The organism is Rothia sp. HMSC069C03, assembly GCF_001811075.1.
Taxonomy (GTDB): domain Bacteria; phylum Actinomycetota; class Actinomycetes; order Actinomycetales; family Micrococcaceae; genus Rothia; species Rothia mucilaginosa.
In genome coordinates, this window is the sequence record NZ_KZ627141.1 from 1 (window position 1) to 15,424 (window position 15,424).

Sequence of the window (15,424 nt, forward strand, 5' to 3'; positions counted from 1 at the left end):
TTGGGCACATTCTGCGCCGGACCGTACTTATCCGCCGGGCGGTACTCCCCGTTAGGCGCCTTCGAGCCGCCCGAATAGCCTCGGACAGTAGACGGAGTAGCGCTTGCCGAAGGTGACTCAGATGCCGCCGCAGAAGCCGAAGCCGACTCGCTCGGTGCGGCCGAGGAGGTGGCAGTCGCCTCGTTATTTGCCTGCTGGCCGCACGCCGCAAGCAGGGCGCCAAGGCCCACAAGTGCGCCGCTGCCCAGCAGAGTGCGGCGGTTGAAAATGGTCGAATCCATAGAAGATACGCTCCTATCGTCGGTGATGGTGTGTTGTTTAGTTACTAGTCGGGCGGTTATTCAGAGGTCAAGCTGACTGCCGGAAGGAAAACAGCCCCGTAGTGCGCCCAACAAGCGCATCGGTGCGCTATTGAGTACTACAGTTACCACCCTACCGCATGTTTGCCGTCGTTTGCATTCTTTTGAGGGTGGTGGCGGTGGTTGGTCATTATTCGGGCTTCTCAATGCTTTATGCATCAAATATCTCTGCACCCGCGGAGGTGCCGCTTCTGCAGAATTTGTGCCATGGTTTAACGTCTTCTGCCATGGTTTTTAACTACGACGAAAGACACTAACCTATGGCATAAATCCGTAACCCATGACCGAATCTCCGGCTGCGCCAGGTAGATGAGAGCTGGTTATGGGTTATGCCTTGCCTTTTCGTCGATAGGTTAGTGTCTTCACTGCGGGTTAAAGACCCACGGTGAAGGCACTAACCTATCGAAAACCTCGGTCTAAAAAACAGAGCGGCCCCGGATGCACACACATTCGGGGCCGCCTGCTGCGGTTATTTACGACCTACGAGGCAATCTTCGCGATCTGGAACATGGACGCCGGCATCGGCCGGTCCAACGACCAGCGAATATGCATCGGCTTGGAGCCCTCGTGAGAAATGTATTTCACGGTGCCCAGGCACATGTAGGGTTCGGGGCCGAGCCTATTCTCCCTGTGCTGGCGGGCGAAGAGCACGATGCGTCGGCCCCGCTCCTCGTGGTGTTGGAAGAGCTGACCCGTCGGACTTTCGGGGGTTGTCGCGCTCTGTGAATCCCATGCGAACTCGTCAGTGCTGATGGCGTAGTCCTTGTACATGGTGGCCGGGGAGAAGTGCTTCTCAGATTTCTCCAGCGTCACCAGTAGCGCGGTGGTGTTCGTCGGGTCGAAGGGTACAACACCGTTGACCACGCCGCCGGGTACTTTGAAGTTCTCCTCCTGGCCGCCCAGTCCGGCGAATAGTTCCTCGCGGGAGTAGAGGGCGTGAGTGCGCAGGGGGACGCCTTCACCCTCAAAGAGCGGCAGGGTGGAGGTGGTATCCGTACCGGCGTTAAAGTTCCAGACGCTCTCCATCTCCTGCAGCATGCCGCGGTTCTTACGCAGAGTTGCCAGGCCCTCGTCGAGGCTGAACTTCTCAGAGGAACCGTCCCACTTGGCCTTCGGCCAGATGGAGAACAGAAGCATCCATGCGTGGCGGCGCTGTTCATCGGTCATGTCCTGCTCTAGGATGTCCGTGTTCAGTAGCTCCAGGTATGCGTTAATGCGGAACGTGTCGTGCACGTGCGTGAGTGCCTTGACGCGCTTATTCGTCTCGACGGCCACGTTGTCCTGGAAGGGAACCACCAGGTCGGGGTACAGTTCACTCGTGGCCAGGAGGCTGGTCCAGGTCGTTGCGACGGGCTTAGTGACACCGGGCAGGGTCACCTTGCTGTTGCGGCCGTAAATCTGCGGCAGTCCCAACCCGTAGCGGTTGATGAAGTCAATGACGGTGGGGCGAATATCGAGGTCCGTGGAGTTTCGGCGCATATCTTCCAGGTAGCTCTTTGCGGTGTCGATGAGGGCGCTCTGGTTCATGCGTAGGGACTCGCGAATCTTCTTGATGACCTGCTTCTGAGTCATCTCGTCCAGGTGGAAGTGGCAGCCAGCCGGCAGCTCGGGGCTCTCAATATCCTGCTCGGTCAGGGTGCCCTGTCGTACAAAGGCGCGGTACTTGTGGTGAACCATGAAGTTCTTGTTCTGGTGTCCCACGAAGTCGAGGACCGTCAGAACAGACTTCAACGGCGCACGGCGCAGGCCGCGGCCCAGCTGCTGCAGGAAGAGGGTGAGCGACTGGGTGGGGCGCAGCATCAGGAGGGTATCGACGCTCGGAATGTCGACGCCCTCGTTGAACAGGTCCACGGTGAAGATCGTGGTCAGCTCGTGCGCTTCGTCTGCAAGGTTCTTCATGACCTCGGCGCGACGCTCGGCGGAATCTGTACCGACCAAGAAGTCGGCAGGAATACCCACCTCGTTGAATTTCTGCGCCATGTATTCGGCGTGCTTCACGCTCACGCAGAACCCGAGTGCCTTCATGCGTAGGGGGTTGTCGACCTTCTCGCGTAGCTCCTCCACGATGATGCGCAGGCGGCGTTCAGCTTCGCCCTTGGTGTACAGGTTCTCCAGGGCGTTTTCGTCGTACCGGCCACCCCGAACGTTGATGCGGCGCAGGTCGGTGCCGTCGGCAATACCGAAGTACTGGAAGGGTACGAGGAGGTGGTCTTCGAGTGCGTCCCATAGGCGGATTGAGGTTGCCACGTAACCGTCAAAGTACTTGTCGGCGATGTTTACCCCGTCTTCTCGCTCGGGGGTTGCGGTCAGGCCGATAAATTCACGGGGCTCAAAATAGTTGAAAACTTTGTCCCAGCTGGCGGCCTTAATGTGGTGGCATTCGTCCATGATGATGACGTCGAAATAGTCCGGCGCGTAACTTTCGAGGGCGGCACCTGACAACGTTTGAACGGTCGCAAAAACAGCCTCATTATATTCGGGCTTTTTGCCGCCGGTCAGGAGCTCACCGAAATTACCTTTAAGCATGACGTCGCCGAAAGTGCGGCGCGCCTGGTCAAGGATTTCTTTTCGGTGTGCAATGAAAAGCAGCTTCAGCTTTTTGCCGTACTGCTCGCAGAGGCGCCTGTAGTCGAGAGCCGAGAACACGGTTTTGCCGGTGCCGGTTGCGGCCACGGCGAGGTTACGGTGGCGGCCCTTAGAACGAGCGTTCTGCATTTCTTCGAGCATGCGCGCCTGATGCGGGAACGGGTGCACATCCAGCAGGGACGAGTCGATATCGTACTCCAGGCCCTTGCTTTTACGGCCGGTAATATCGGCCTTGGCTAGGGCGGTGTCGAGCTCCTGCTTCTCCTTGTCAGAGGCGGTGTAAGAGGTGAAATCACCGCTCTTCCAGTAGCTTTCAAACAGGCCTTCAAACTGGCGGATTAGGCCGGGCGTAATCGGGCTGGAGATGCGAACATTCCACTCCAGTCCGTCAGTGAGTGCGGCACTGGACAGGTTCGAGCTGCCCACATAGCCGGTGGACATGCCGGTATTGCGGTGGAACAGCCAAGCCTTCGCGTGCAGGCGGGTGCTGTCGCCCTGGTAACTGATTTTTACCTCGGCACCGTACTCTTCAACGAGGCGGTCAATAGCCTTGCGGTCGGTTGCGCCCATGTAGGTGGTGGTAATAATGCGGAAAGGAATACCGCGATTTTTAATAGCTTTAAGCTGCTCACTCAAACTATTAACGCCGGACATTTTAAGAAATGAGCAGAGCAAATCTACGCGGTCTGCACTTTCTAATTCTTTCTGAATTTCAGTATTGAGATTCAGGTCTTTAGAAGTATTCGTCATCAGAGCAACGTCGCTCAGAGGAATATCGGGGCGCGTAGTTTTTGCGTCAGTGAGGGCGAGCTCGCGCATCTGAATTACGTTGCTGTCGTCATCGGTCAGCAACGAATCGTTCTGCTCTTCGGCATCCTGCGGCAGGAGCTCCATCATGCGGTTGATGAGTTCCACCTGGTCTGCGGGGGTTTTGAGGCTTTCGAGGGCGGGGGCCAGCTGGGTGGCGAAGAACTGGGTGAGCAGTTCGGGGATGTTGTAGTCGTCCTTTTGGAGGATTTCTTCCTGCCATTGTGCGCCTTCGGGGATGGTGCGGCCCATGAGCGATGCGCTCTTGAGGTGTTCGTAGAGTCCCAGGGGGAGAGTTTCATCAGTCGTGGTCATAGCAGCAGCCTAGCAGCCCGGGCGGTTTGCCGCTGCCTGGGCGGTCACCGGCTCACGGGGTAGGGGGGGCGGCGAAATTCTGTAATTACAAAAAATCGGGCGGCTCCTGCATGCATCCCTCCTTAAAAAGCCACATGTGTTTCGAGAAGCCACGTAATATGTTGCTTTTCGAAACACATGTGGCTTCTCGGCGATTATACTCAGCGCACCAAACACCCGCCCCGCACGCAGAACACACCAGCCCAAACGCTATTGATTCGCATCACACACCGGCGTTCTTAGGTATCCTTGGGGTAACACTCAGACAGAAGCCCGCCCTCCACCTCGAAAGGGGCCGCATGAAAACCTTCTGGACCAACCTCCCCCTCACCATCCGTGCGGCAGTCATCTTCTGCTACGCCTACGCCGCGGTGCGCATCCTCAACCTCTTCTATGAGGCAGGCACCGCACCGCTGACCCCGCGCACGCTCCTTGACGGTGCCCTCACTGCGGCTGTCGTCGTCGGTGCTCTCGTCCTGTATCTGGGTAACGCGCTGGGTGCCGCCCTCCGTGCCCGGCGAGAAGGCTACGAGCCCCGCGCGGTCGGCATCATCGTCGCCTACGCGCTCTTCGTGGCGGCGTGTGCCTACCTTGCCTACCGCCTCATCGCTTACACCGTGGAGGCGGGGCTCACCTGGCTTTTCCCGCCCGCCCTCGACTCGGTTCTGACCGCCGTGGGTATGGCTGTTCTTGGCGTGATTAACTATGTGCGCCTCGACCGAGCATATCCCGACCGCCGCAAAGACTAACCGGGGGAGCGGCCCCCAAAAAAAATCCCTGTAATTACAAAAAATCTCCCGCACCGGGTGGAGCACACCTCCAAGGCATGCCCCGCCCAGTGCGGGAGATTTCTATATCAACGGAACGCCGCAGCCTTCACACTACAGCGCCCTGTGCACCTTACAGGCTCTGCGCCTGAATTGCGGTGATCGCAACGGTGTTGATGATGTCCTCAACGGTGGTACCGCGCGACAGGTCGTTCACGGGCTTACGCAGACCCTGCAGAACCGGGCCCACAGCGGCAGCACCCGAAGACTGCTGAACAGCCTTGTAGGTGTTGTTACCGGTGTTCAGGTCGGGGAAGACGAACACGGTAGCCTGACCAGCAACCTCGCTGCCGGGCAGCTTGGTCGACGCAATGGACATGTTCGAAGCAGCGTCGTACTGGATCGGGCCCTCGACCGCGAAGTCGGGGTTCGATGCGCGCACGAGCTCGGTTGCCTCACGCACAACGTCCACGTCTGCGCCAGCGCCGGAGGTGCCGGTCGAGTAGGACAGCATAGCAACCTTGGGGGTCACGCCGAACTGGCGTGCAGTCTCTGCGGATGCCTTCGCGATGTCGGCGAGCTGCTCTGCGTTGGGGTTCGGGTTCACTGCGCAGTCGCCGTAGACCAGAACGCGGTCTTCCATCAGCATGAGGAAGACGGAGGAGACGATCTTGGTGCCGGGGCGGGTCTTGATGAACTCGAGCGAGGGGCGGATAGTGTTCGCGGTGGTGTTCACAGCACCGGAAACCATGCCGTCGGCGATGCCCTTGTAGACGAGCATGGTGCCGAAGTACGAGGGGTCGGTCATGCGCTCGCGAGCAGCCTCAATGGTGACGCCCTTGTGCGCACGCAGCTCAGCGTAGGTTGCTGCGAAGTCTTCGGTGTACTCGTTGTTTTCGATGTCGATGATGCGAATCGAGCTGGGCAGTTCGATACCTTCGGCCTGGCAAATCTCTGCGATCTTGGCGGGGTTGCCAAGCAGGATCAGGTCGCAGAAGTCGCGGCGTGCAATGATTTCGGATGCACGCAGGATTCGCACGTCGTAACCCTCAGGCAGGACCACGGAGCGGCGGTTTGCGCGTGCGGTCTCGATGAGGTTGTGCAGGAAGCGCAGCGGGGTCATGGATGCGGGGCGCTCAATTTCGAGGCGTGCGAGCAGTTCGTCCTTGTTGACGTGCTCGTCCCAGCCGCCCATTGCTGCTGCGAGCTTGCGCTGGTGGCCGCTTTCGAGGGTGCCGCGGACGCGGGAGACTGCGCGTGCGGACTTGAAGGTGTCCTTGGTGGTGGACAGCACGGGGAACGGTGCGTTGTCGATGAGGGAGCCGACTGCGGTGTTCTTGCCGGGCAGTGAGTCCAGGCCGCCGGTGAGCAGCACGCCGGAGGGTGCGGGGAAGGTCGGTGCCAGTGCGGATGCGAGGGTTGCTGCGACGATGTCTGCACGGTCGCCGGGGACGATAACGAAGTCGCCGTCGACGAACTGGTTGAGGAAGTTGGAGACGTTCATTGCTGCGACCTTGATGCCGTGGATGTCGCGGCTGAGGTCTTCTGCCTTGATGCCTTCGGTGTCGAGCTTGAGGGCTTCGGCAACTTCACCGACGGTGGGTGCGGTCAGTTCGGGGATTTCGGGCAGTACGTAGACGGGCAGGTTTGCGTCGCCGCGCTTGACGGAGTTCTCGATTTCTTCGCGCAGTTCGGGTTCTGCGCGGCCGACGATGATGGCGAGCAGGTCTGCCTTGGAGGCGAGCAGCTCGGTGCGTGCCACGTCAACGGCGGTGACTGCTTCCTCGACGGTTGCTTCCTGTGCGCCGACGATAGCGACGACGGGCAGGCCCAGGTCGCGTGCAATCTGGACGTTCAGGTCGAATTCGACTGCGAGCGCGTTGGCGGGCAGGTAGACGCCGTCGACGATTACGACGTCGCTGTTTGCAGCGACCTTCTCGTAGGCGGAGACCGCACGTGCGGAGATTTCTTCGGTGTCGCCTTCTGCGATGAGTGCGAGTGCGTCGGTCATGGAGACTGCGCCGCCGACCTGCTCTTCAGTCAGGCCGAAGTGTTCACGGATGAGGCGTGCCATGGGGTCGTCGGCGATGGTTGCGCCGTCGAAGACGGGGCGGAAGAAGCCGACGCGGTCTGCGCGCTTGATGAGGGAGTCTGCTAGACCCAGGGCTACGAGGGACTTGCCCGAGTTCTGGGACATAGCGGAGAGGTAAAGACCGGTGGTCATTGTTTTACTGTCCTTCTATGCGATGTTCGGCGCTGGGTCCCGCGGTTGCGCAGGGGTGTATGTGCTCCTGTGCGCGGGTGCGTCGAGCTTATAGGTCTCTTCTATCTTAAGGCGTTGTGGGGGTGGCGCCTAACAGGGTGTGCGGTGCGCTGCGTCATGTGGGCGGGCTGTTTCCCTGTTTGGGTGTGTCGTTTAGGGGTTGAGGATGCGCGCGTACCGTACGCTGTGGCCGGGCGCCCAGATGCCGCGTGCCTCAAATTCGATGCTGTTGCGCTGGTAGCCGAGCCGCTCGTAGAAGGAGAGCGCTCGTTCGTTTTCTGCCATAACCCACAGGTAGGAGTTTTCATCCGGGTAGATGACGGATTCGTAGAGTGCCTGACCGAGCCCGGTGCCGTGCGTGTGGTTGAGGGTGTACAGGTGCGCGAGTTTGCGGGTGCCTGCGGGCAGTTCGGGGAGGTTGTCGGCGCGTTCGAGTTCCCAGGAGGAGGGTTCGCACAGGGAGAGCGCCAGGCCGACCGGCTTATCCCAGTCGATGCGTGCGCCGATGGAGCAGGAGAGCCCGCCGTCGGGGGTCCAGCCGGGTACGTCGTAGGCGAAGAAGCCGCGTACGGTGGGGGAGGAGAGGTGGCGGTGGAAGTCTTCGAGGTATTCGTTGCGTTCGGCGCGGTGGCGGGCGGTGAAGCTTTCCCCGAGCGCGTCGAAGTAGATCGGGTCGTAGGTTTGCTCCATGCAGTCCAGCTGCAGGTTGACGTATTTTTCGGCGTCGGTCGGTTCAATTGGTGCGAGCGCGTAGCGGCCCTGACATACAAATCCCATGGGTTCTAGTCTACTCAGCCGACCCCTATGGAGGCGGTTCCTTGCGGATGCGTACGCTAGGGGCGTGAGGGCTGTCGGCTAGTCTAGTGGGTATGGCGAAAAAGAGCAGGGCACCCAAGAAGACCCAAAAGGCGCAGAAGCAGCAGAAGAACCGCATCGACGATACCGAGAGCACCCCCGTGCAGGGTGCCGCCGCTGGCGTGTACCCGATTTCTACGGGTGAGGCGGAGCTGGTCCCTGACGGCTACCATGCCGACGGCTGGCTGCTACTTATTAATGGTGTGCAGTCTTCCCACGTGATTGTGGGTGAGCCCCGCCAGCTGGATTTTGAGTACATGCGCTGGATCGCGGCGGTCGTCTCCTCGCACGTGGAGGAGCATCTGGACGCCGCGAAGCTGCGCATCACCCACCTGGGCGGCGGCGCGTGCTCGATGGCGCGCTATTTCGCTGACCTGTACCCGACCAGCCGCAACACCGTCGTTGAGCTGGATGCCAAGCTCGCCGAGTATGTGCGCGCCTGGTTCGACATCCCCAAGGCGCCGCGCGTGAAGATTCGCGTGGGCGAGGCGGGTGCCGTCACCGCGACCTTCGCGCCCGCATCCCGCGATGTGCTGATTCGTGACGTGTTCGCCGGGGACACCACGCCCGAGGCGCTTACCACCGTCGAGTTCACCCGCACCGTCGCCGAGTCGCTGGCACCCGGTGGCCTGTACATCCTGAACTGCGGCGACGGGCCGGCACTGACCGGTGCCCGTGCTGAGGCGTCCGCCCTGCTTGAGGTGTTCGAGTACGTGTGCATTGTGGCGGATTCGGCAATGTTGAAGGGCCGCCGCCGCGGCAACGTCATTATCGCCGGTTCGCACGCGCCCCTGCCGGAGGCTGGCTCCGTGCAGGCTGCCGCTATCGCCCGTGAGCTCATGGGTGGAGGCGTGCCCGCCCAGTACTGGGACACCGCGCGGGTGCGCCAGTTCGTGAGGTAGCGGTTCCGGCCGTGACTTAGGTCTTTCGGTAATGACTTAAATTTTTCGACCATAGGTTAGCGACTTTGGTGGGGGCTTTTAACTACCGCCAAAGACCGTAACCTATGGCCCAATTCGGCGCCCCCTCCAGGGCAGACGCTACTATAGTGGCATGCGATACACCTACCTTGGCCCCTCCGGCACCTTCACCGAATCCGCCCTGCTGAGCGTCCCCGGCGCATCCGGCGCCGAACGCATCCCCGCCACCAGCGTGCCCGACGCGCTCGCACGCCTGAACGCGGGCGAGGTGGACGCCGCCATGGTGCCCATCGAAAACTCCGTGGAGGGCGGCGTGAGCGCCACCCTGGACGCTATCGCAGCCAGCGAGGGTGTACGCATTATCCGCGAGGTGCTCGTACCGATCCGCTTCGTGCTGGTCGCCGCGAAGCCCATCAGCATTGAAGACGTTAAGACTATCTCCACCCACTCGCACGCCTGGGCGCAGGTGCGCGGCTGGGCGCAGGATAACGTACCCGCCGCGGCGTACCTGCCCGGCTCCTCCACCGCCGCGGCGGCTGTCGGCCTGCTCGAAGAGGGCTGCACCTACGATGCGGCAATCTGCTCCCCGGCGCTGCTGAACTACCACCCGGAACTGCACGTACTGCAGGACAACATCGGCGACAACAAGAACGCCGTAACCCGCTTCGTGCTGCTCTCCCGCACCGCCGACATCCCCGAACCGACCGGCTCCGACAAGACCACCCTGACAGTGCCGCTGCCCACCAACCGCGCAGGCGCCCTGCTCGAACTGCTTGAACAGTTCTCCGTACGCGGCGTGAACCTCTCCCGCATCGAATCGCGCCCCACCGGCGAAGGCATGGGCTCCTACTCGTTCAGCATCGACGCCGACGGCCACATCTACGAGGCACGCATGCGCGACGCCCTGCGCGGCCTGCACCGCGTCTCCCCGACGCTGAAATTCCTCGGCTCCTACCCGCGCGCCGACCACGAAAACACCGAAGTCGACAGCATCCACTCCGACGGCTCCTTCGACGCCGCACACGAATGGGTCGAGTCGCTCTTCCCGAACGGCCGCCCCGCACAGCTGCAGCGCCACTAGCCGGCCGCCACTAGATACCCCCCCCGCACCTACCCGCGCCCCACCAGTGCAAACCCCGCCCACAACCCACCGCAAGATTAGGTAGGATAAAACAGTGATTGATATTAACCTCCTCCGCGAAAACCCCGACGTCTTCCGCGCCTCCCAGCGAGCACGCGGCAAGGACGAAACCCACGTCGACCGCATCCTCGAAGCCGACACCGCACGCCGCGCACTCATCGGCGAATACGAGACCCTGCGCGCCGAACAGAACGCCTTCGGCAAGACCGTCGCAAAGGCACCCAAGGAAGAAAAGCCCGCCCTCGTCGCACAGGCGAAGGAACTGGCAGCCCGCGTCAACGAAGCAAAGGTAGCCTCCGAAGCGAAAACCGCCGAATACGAGGAACTGATCAGCAGCATCGAAAACCTCATCATCGACGGCGTACCCGTCGGCGGCGAAGACGACTACGTAGTCGTCAAGGAAGTCGGCACCCCCCGCGACTTCACCGCTGACGGCTTCGAACCGCGCGACCACCTCGAAATCGGCGAACTCGTCGACGGCATCGACATGGCACGCGGCGCGAAGGTCTCCGGCGCACGCTTCTACTTCCTCAAGGGCCAGGTAGCACGCTTGGAGCAGGCACTCATGTGGATGGCGCTCGACCTCGCAACCGAGCATGGCTTCACCATGATGACCACCCCCACCCTGGTACGCCCCGAAATCATGAACGGCACCGGCTTCAACGTCAAGCACGACGACGAAATCTACCGCCTCGAACGCGACGACCTGTACTTGGTCGGCACCTCCGAGGTGGCGCTCGCCGGCTACCACACCGACGAAATTCTCGACTTCGAGAAGGGCGCGAAGAAGTACCTGGGCTGGTCCTCCTGCTACCGCCGCGAGGCAGGCTCCGCAGGTAAGGACACCCGCGGCATCATTCGCGTGCACCAGTTCAACAAGGCTGAAATGTTCGTCTACTGCCCCGTCGAGCAGGCAGAAGAGATGCACGAGAAGCTGCTGTCCCTCGAAGAGGAAATGCTGCAGCGCTGCGGCCTCGCATACCGCGTGATTGACACCGCCGCAGGCGACCTGGGCACCTCCGCAGCCCGCAAGTTCGACTGCGAGGCGTGGGTCCCCACCCAGGGCACCTACCGCGAGCTGACCTCCACCTCGAACTGCACCACCTACCAGGCGCGCCGCCTGAACATCCGCGAGCGCACCCCGGACACCGTGGACGAGGCAGGCAACGTGCGTAAGGGCCGCACCCGCTCCGTAGCGACCCTGAACGGCACCCTGGCGACGACTCGCTGGATGGTTGCCATCCTGGAGACTCACCAGCAGGCAGACGGCTCCGTGCGTATCCCGGAGGCGCTGCGCCCGTACATGGGTGGCGCCGAGGTCATCCCGGCAGTAGCTGCTGAGTAATCTCACAACCAGCTGAAAAACCCGCTCACCGCGTAAACGGTGGGCGGGTTTTCGCGTATCCCGGTAGTCTAAGAACTATGCCTCTTTACCGTAAACTCCTTGGTGTTTCTGCGGCGGCGGCTCTGACCGCCTCCGTCACTCGTGCCCGCCGTGAAGCGCGCCGACGCGCTATCGAACTGGGTGCGCCCTTCGGTGTTCTGCCGACCCTGCCCACCGGTGAGGCGCAGCGCGTGGGCGTGGTGTACAACCCGAGTAAACCCGGCGCCGCGGCGGCCATCGAGATTCTGGAACGTATCCTCGCGGCGAACGGCCACCCGCAGCCGCTGGTGCGCACCACCCGTGTGGACGAGCCCGGTTCTGAGGCTGCCCGCGAGCTGATTGCTGAGGGTGTTGACCTGCTGATTGCTGCCGGTGGTGACGGTACGGTGCGTGCTGTGGCGGCGGCGCTGGCGCATCATGAGGGGCGCAAGCCGCGTCTGGGTATTCTGCCGATGGGTACCGGTAACCTGCTGGCACGTAACCTGTACATCCCGGTGAGTGACGTGGCGGCGTGCGTGAATATTGCGCTCAACGGTGCAGGTCAGGCCGTTGATGCGATTGAGATGACGACGACGAGCACCCCCGGCGAAGAAACCGAACACACGTTCTTTGTGATGAGTGGTGCCGGCTTTGACGCGCTTGTCATGAATGATACGAACGAGGAGATTAAGGCGAAGTTCGGTTGGGTCGCGTACGTGCAGTCCGGCATGAAGCACATGCTGGGCAGGTCGCATCCGGTGCGTATTAGCGTGGACGGTGGGGAGCCTAGTACTCTGCCGATGCGGTCGGTGCTGATCGCGAATTGTGGCCGCCTGCAGGGTGGTATTCGTCTGGCGGATATGACGGATGTGAATGACGGTAATCTTGAGGTGATTGTGGCGTCGCCGCGTGACCTGGTGGAGTGGGGGCTGCTGATGGCGAAGGTTACGCGCCGCACGATTTTGGGTTCGCCGCGTATTGAGCTGCCGGTGATTCGCCACCTGGTGGGGTCTGAGGTGGTGTTGGAGTTCCCGGATGGTGCGCAGCCGGTTGAGGTGGATGGTGACCCGGCACCGTCGGCGTACCGCATTAGTGCACGGGTGCTGCCTGCTGCCGTGGAGGTGGCGGTCCACCCTGAGGTGCTCTAGCGGGCGTAGTGAAGGTGCTGAGGGAGAGGCTGGCACCACCCCCGAATCACCTATATGTGACCTGGATTATGAAAAAAATCGCGGTTTTTTACACTATTTTTCTCGTCATTCCCATATTCAGGGTGGCAACCTCCGACGCCCGAATACCCCGGAACAGTCCTCGTTTCTAGACGCTACACCTCAACAAAAGTCCCACGTATCGGTTCTGTGGCTGTGGGCGAATTTATTTTCAAAATATTCTTGGCTACCCCAAAATACCCCCTTATCTTGTCAGGGGTATCCCCTATGGTCATTACAAGAGATTTCCAAACAGGTTATCCCTATATCTCGCAGAAGAGGAGGAAAAGCCATGGCTGAGAAAACCAGCACCGACGATGGTGTCCTGTACCGTGCCTACAAATTCCGCCTCGACCCCAACCAAGCACAAAAAACAGAGCTGATGCGATGTGTAGGCGCAGCACGCCACACGTACAACCTCCTCACCACTTATAACCTTCAAATCCTCCACAACAAACAGGAATATCGGAGAACCCGTGCCGCCGAAGGTGCAGATCACGAGACGATCAACGGCGAGCTTAAGAAACTACGTGAGAAAGACCCTGCTTATCAGATCCTCTATAAAGCTGGCTATAAAACTGGCAACGAGTATGTGCCTGGTTACAGGCAGCTATACCTGACTCCTGAAATCAAGCGGCACCGCGCTGCAAGCAAAGCCATTGCTGCCGGCGCCGACCCCGCTGTTGTCTGGCCCGAGACCGAACGGTATTCCGAGCCATGGCTACATAGCATTAATAGCCGAGTGCTCGATTCGGGTCTGCTGAATGCTGGAAAAGCTTGGAAAAACTACAAAGAATCCCTTATGCACCTGCGTGCCGGCGCCCGAATGGGTGTCCCTCGTCGCAAGCGTAAAGGTGTCAGCCGCGACTCTTTTACTGTCGACCGCGACCCGAATAATGACGAGGTCGGAGCCTACGGCACCCCCTACAAGAAGGGCACACCTGAATTTGCGCGCCGCACGGCACAGCTGAAGCGTCGCGGCATCAAGACCGCCCCGACCATTGAGGACTACCGCCACGTACGCCTCTCACACCTGGGCGTTATCCGCACTCACAACACTACGAAGCCGCTGGTGAAGGCCGTGCGTGCTGGCGCGAATGTCAAATCCTACACTGTCTCCCGTGCCGCCAACCGCTGGTACGTCTCCATCCTCGTTAAGCTGTCCCGCACCCCGGCGACCCCCACCCGTGCCCAGCGTTCCGCTGGCGCTGTCGGCGTAGACCTGGGCGTGCGCTACCTCGCCGCGCTCTCTGACGAGCAGGCACCGCAGCGCTTCGCACAGTACCCTTCCTTAGAGTTCACCGATAACGGTGCGCCTACCTTGGCTAACCCCCGCTGGGCACGTACCGCCGAGAAGCGCCTGGTACGCCTGCAGCGTGCCCTCGCGCGCGCACAGAAGGGATCTAACCGTCGTGCCCGCTTGGTCCGGCAGATTGCACGGCACCACCACCTGGTAGCCTTGCGCCGTGAATCCGGTCTACATCAGGTTTCTAAGCGCCTGGCCACCGGGTACACCCTCATCGGGCTTGAAGACTTGGCTGTAGCGGGTATGACCGCCTCAGCTGCCGGTACCATCAAGGCACCGGGTAAAAATGTGCGCCAGAAGGCTGGGCTTAACCGGTCCATTCTGGATGCCGCTTTTGGTACGCTACGCCGTCAGCTGGAGTATAAGGCCAGCTGGTACGGCTCGCAGGTACAGATTATTGACCGCTTCTTTGCATCCTCTCAGACGTGTAGCGCCTGCGGAGCACGAGCGAAAACCAAGCTCGGACTCCATGTGCGTGTCTTTGAGTGCGCAGCCTGCGGTGCGCGGATTGATCGTGACGTGAACGCGGCACGAAATATTCGCGCGGAGGCTGTACGGATGTATGAGGCGCAACTCGCCCCCGGCACGGGGGAGAGTCTAAACGGACGCGGAGCTACTGACTCTGATGCTGCCGGTTCGGTGGTATTGGGGGATGTGGCGTTGGATGTGTCAAGGCCCGCCGCTTCTGGCGGCGGGTCACCGTAGGCGAGTAATCGTCTACTCATCCCCTTTATATGTGTATACGTGTGGAAACTGAATATTTTTTGGTCTTTGGCTGGGTATCGTGCCTTGTGGCTAAGTGTATTCCCCGTATGCACGGGGATGAGCCGCGTTTTCGTCACCAGCGAGTTTTCACCTTATCGTATTCCCCGTATGCACGGGGATGAGCCGTTTACTATTACCGCACAGTACAGCCCCAGCCCGTATTCCCCGTATGCACGGGGATGAGCCGGATTATTCCTACACCACGACTGAGATTTGGCAGTATTCCCCGTATGCACGGGGATGAGCCGAAGGTACCCGCCGCCACCATCGCAGCAGCAGTGTATTCCCCGTATGCACGGGGATGAGCCGTATTCGATCTATTTGAAAGAGAGAACTTCATGGTATTCCCCGTATGCACGGGGATGAGCCGTCACCTTGTACATATCCTGCTTCTTCGCCTTCGTATTCCCCGTATGCACGGGGATGAGCCGGAACCCACCCGACAGGCCATACACCCACCCCCGTATTCCCCGTATGCACGGGGATGAGCCGCCAGATACACCCACACCCCCGCCACCCTCCATGTATTCCCCGTATGCACGGGGATGAGCCGCATCAAAGCCTTTGACCAAGCACAGCAGGCACGTATTCCCCGTATGCACGGGGATGAGCCGATGACGCGCGATGCAACAAGCTAGAAGCCACCGTATTCCCCGTATGCACGGGGATGAGCCGTTAGGCGTCACAATGAGTGATTTTAGCACCACGTATTTCCCGTATGCACGGGGATGAG

9 protein-coding genes, 1 pseudogene and 1 CRISPR repeat array are annotated in these 15,424 nt (G+C 60.7%); of the genes and pseudogenes, 6 read left to right on the top strand and 4 right to left on the bottom strand.

Going from position 1 to position 15,424, the window contains the following annotated elements; all coding sequences use genetic code 11:
• Both HMPREF2779_RS08640 and HMPREF2779_RS08645 read right to left on the bottom strand, forming a co-directional pair.
• Positions 1 to 281: pseudogene (locus tag HMPREF2779_RS08640) on the bottom strand (DUF6318 family protein); the annotation flags it as partial.
• A gap of 558 nt (positions 282 to 839) precedes the next feature.
• Positions 840 to 4,067 carry a DEAD/DEAH box helicase gene (locus tag HMPREF2779_RS08645; protein WP_105361320.1) on the bottom strand — a complete coding sequence of 1,076 codons (3,228 nt, stop codon included), beginning with the start codon at positions 4,065 to 4,067 and terminating at the stop codon, positions 840 to 842.
• A 338-nt stretch (positions 4,068 to 4,405) separates the two neighbouring features.
• On the opposite strand from HMPREF2779_RS08645, the gene HMPREF2779_RS08650 reads away from it, so the two are divergent.
• Entirely contained in the window at positions 4,406 to 4,855 is a 450-nt protein-coding gene (locus tag HMPREF2779_RS08650; RefSeq protein ID WP_105361321.1) for a hypothetical protein, read from the top strand.
• A 151-nt stretch (positions 4,856 to 5,006) separates the two neighbouring features.
• On the opposite strand, the gene pta is transcribed toward HMPREF2779_RS08650, so the two are convergent.
• Both pta and HMPREF2779_RS08660 read right to left on the bottom strand, forming a co-directional pair.
• Positions 5,007 to 7,097, bottom strand: a complete 2,091-nt coding sequence (gene pta, locus HMPREF2779_RS08655) for a phosphate acetyltransferase (RefSeq protein WP_070686070.1) — start codon at positions 7,095 to 7,097, stop codon at positions 5,007 to 5,009.
• Between the two features lie 192 nt (positions 7,098 to 7,289).
• On the bottom strand, positions 7,290 to 7,913 hold the full coding sequence (locus HMPREF2779_RS08660; protein ID WP_105361322.1) for a GNAT family N-acetyltransferase: 624 nt from the start codon (positions 7,911 to 7,913) through the stop codon (positions 7,290 to 7,292).
• A gap of 92 nt (positions 7,914 to 8,005) precedes the next feature.
• Between HMPREF2779_RS08660 and HMPREF2779_RS08665 the strand changes: the two genes are divergently transcribed.
• The 5 genes from HMPREF2779_RS08665 to HMPREF2779_RS08685 all read left to right on the top strand — a co-directional run bounded on the left by HMPREF2779_RS08665 (position 8,006) and on the right by HMPREF2779_RS08685 (position 14,631).
• Positions 8,006 to 8,893, top strand: a complete 888-nt coding sequence (locus HMPREF2779_RS08665; protein WP_070686074.1) for a spermidine synthase — start codon at positions 8,006 to 8,008, stop codon at positions 8,891 to 8,893.
• Positions 8,894 to 9,044: 151 nt separating this feature from the next.
• Positions 9,045 to 9,992, top strand: coding sequence for a prephenate dehydratase (gene pheA / locus HMPREF2779_RS08670; RefSeq protein WP_070686076.1), 948 nt, complete (start codon positions 9,045 to 9,047; stop codon positions 9,990 to 9,992).
• A 94-nt stretch (positions 9,993 to 10,086) separates the two neighbouring features.
• Positions 10,087 to 11,397: a serine--tRNA ligase gene (gene serS / locus HMPREF2779_RS08675; RefSeq protein ID WP_070686078.1), complete on the top strand. Its 1,311-nt coding sequence runs from the start codon at positions 10,087 to 10,089 to the stop codon at positions 11,395 to 11,397.
• 77 nt (positions 11,398 to 11,474) lie between these two features.
• Positions 11,475 to 12,563, top strand: coding sequence for a diacylglycerol/lipid kinase family protein (locus HMPREF2779_RS08680; protein ID WP_105361323.1), 1,089 nt, complete (start codon positions 11,475 to 11,477; stop codon positions 12,561 to 12,563).
• A gap of 349 nt (positions 12,564 to 12,912) precedes the next feature.
• Positions 12,913 to 14,631, top strand: coding sequence for an RNA-guided endonuclease InsQ/TnpB family protein (locus HMPREF2779_RS08685; RefSeq protein WP_158676590.1), 1,719 nt, complete (start codon positions 12,913 to 12,915; stop codon positions 14,629 to 14,631).
• Between the two features lie 96 nt (positions 14,632 to 14,727).
• Positions 14,728 to 15,366: direct repeats of the CRISPR family, unit length 29 nt; unit sequence GTATTCCCCGTATGCACGGGGATGAGCCG.
• The last annotated feature ends 58 nt before the right edge of the window (positions 15,367 to 15,424 follow it).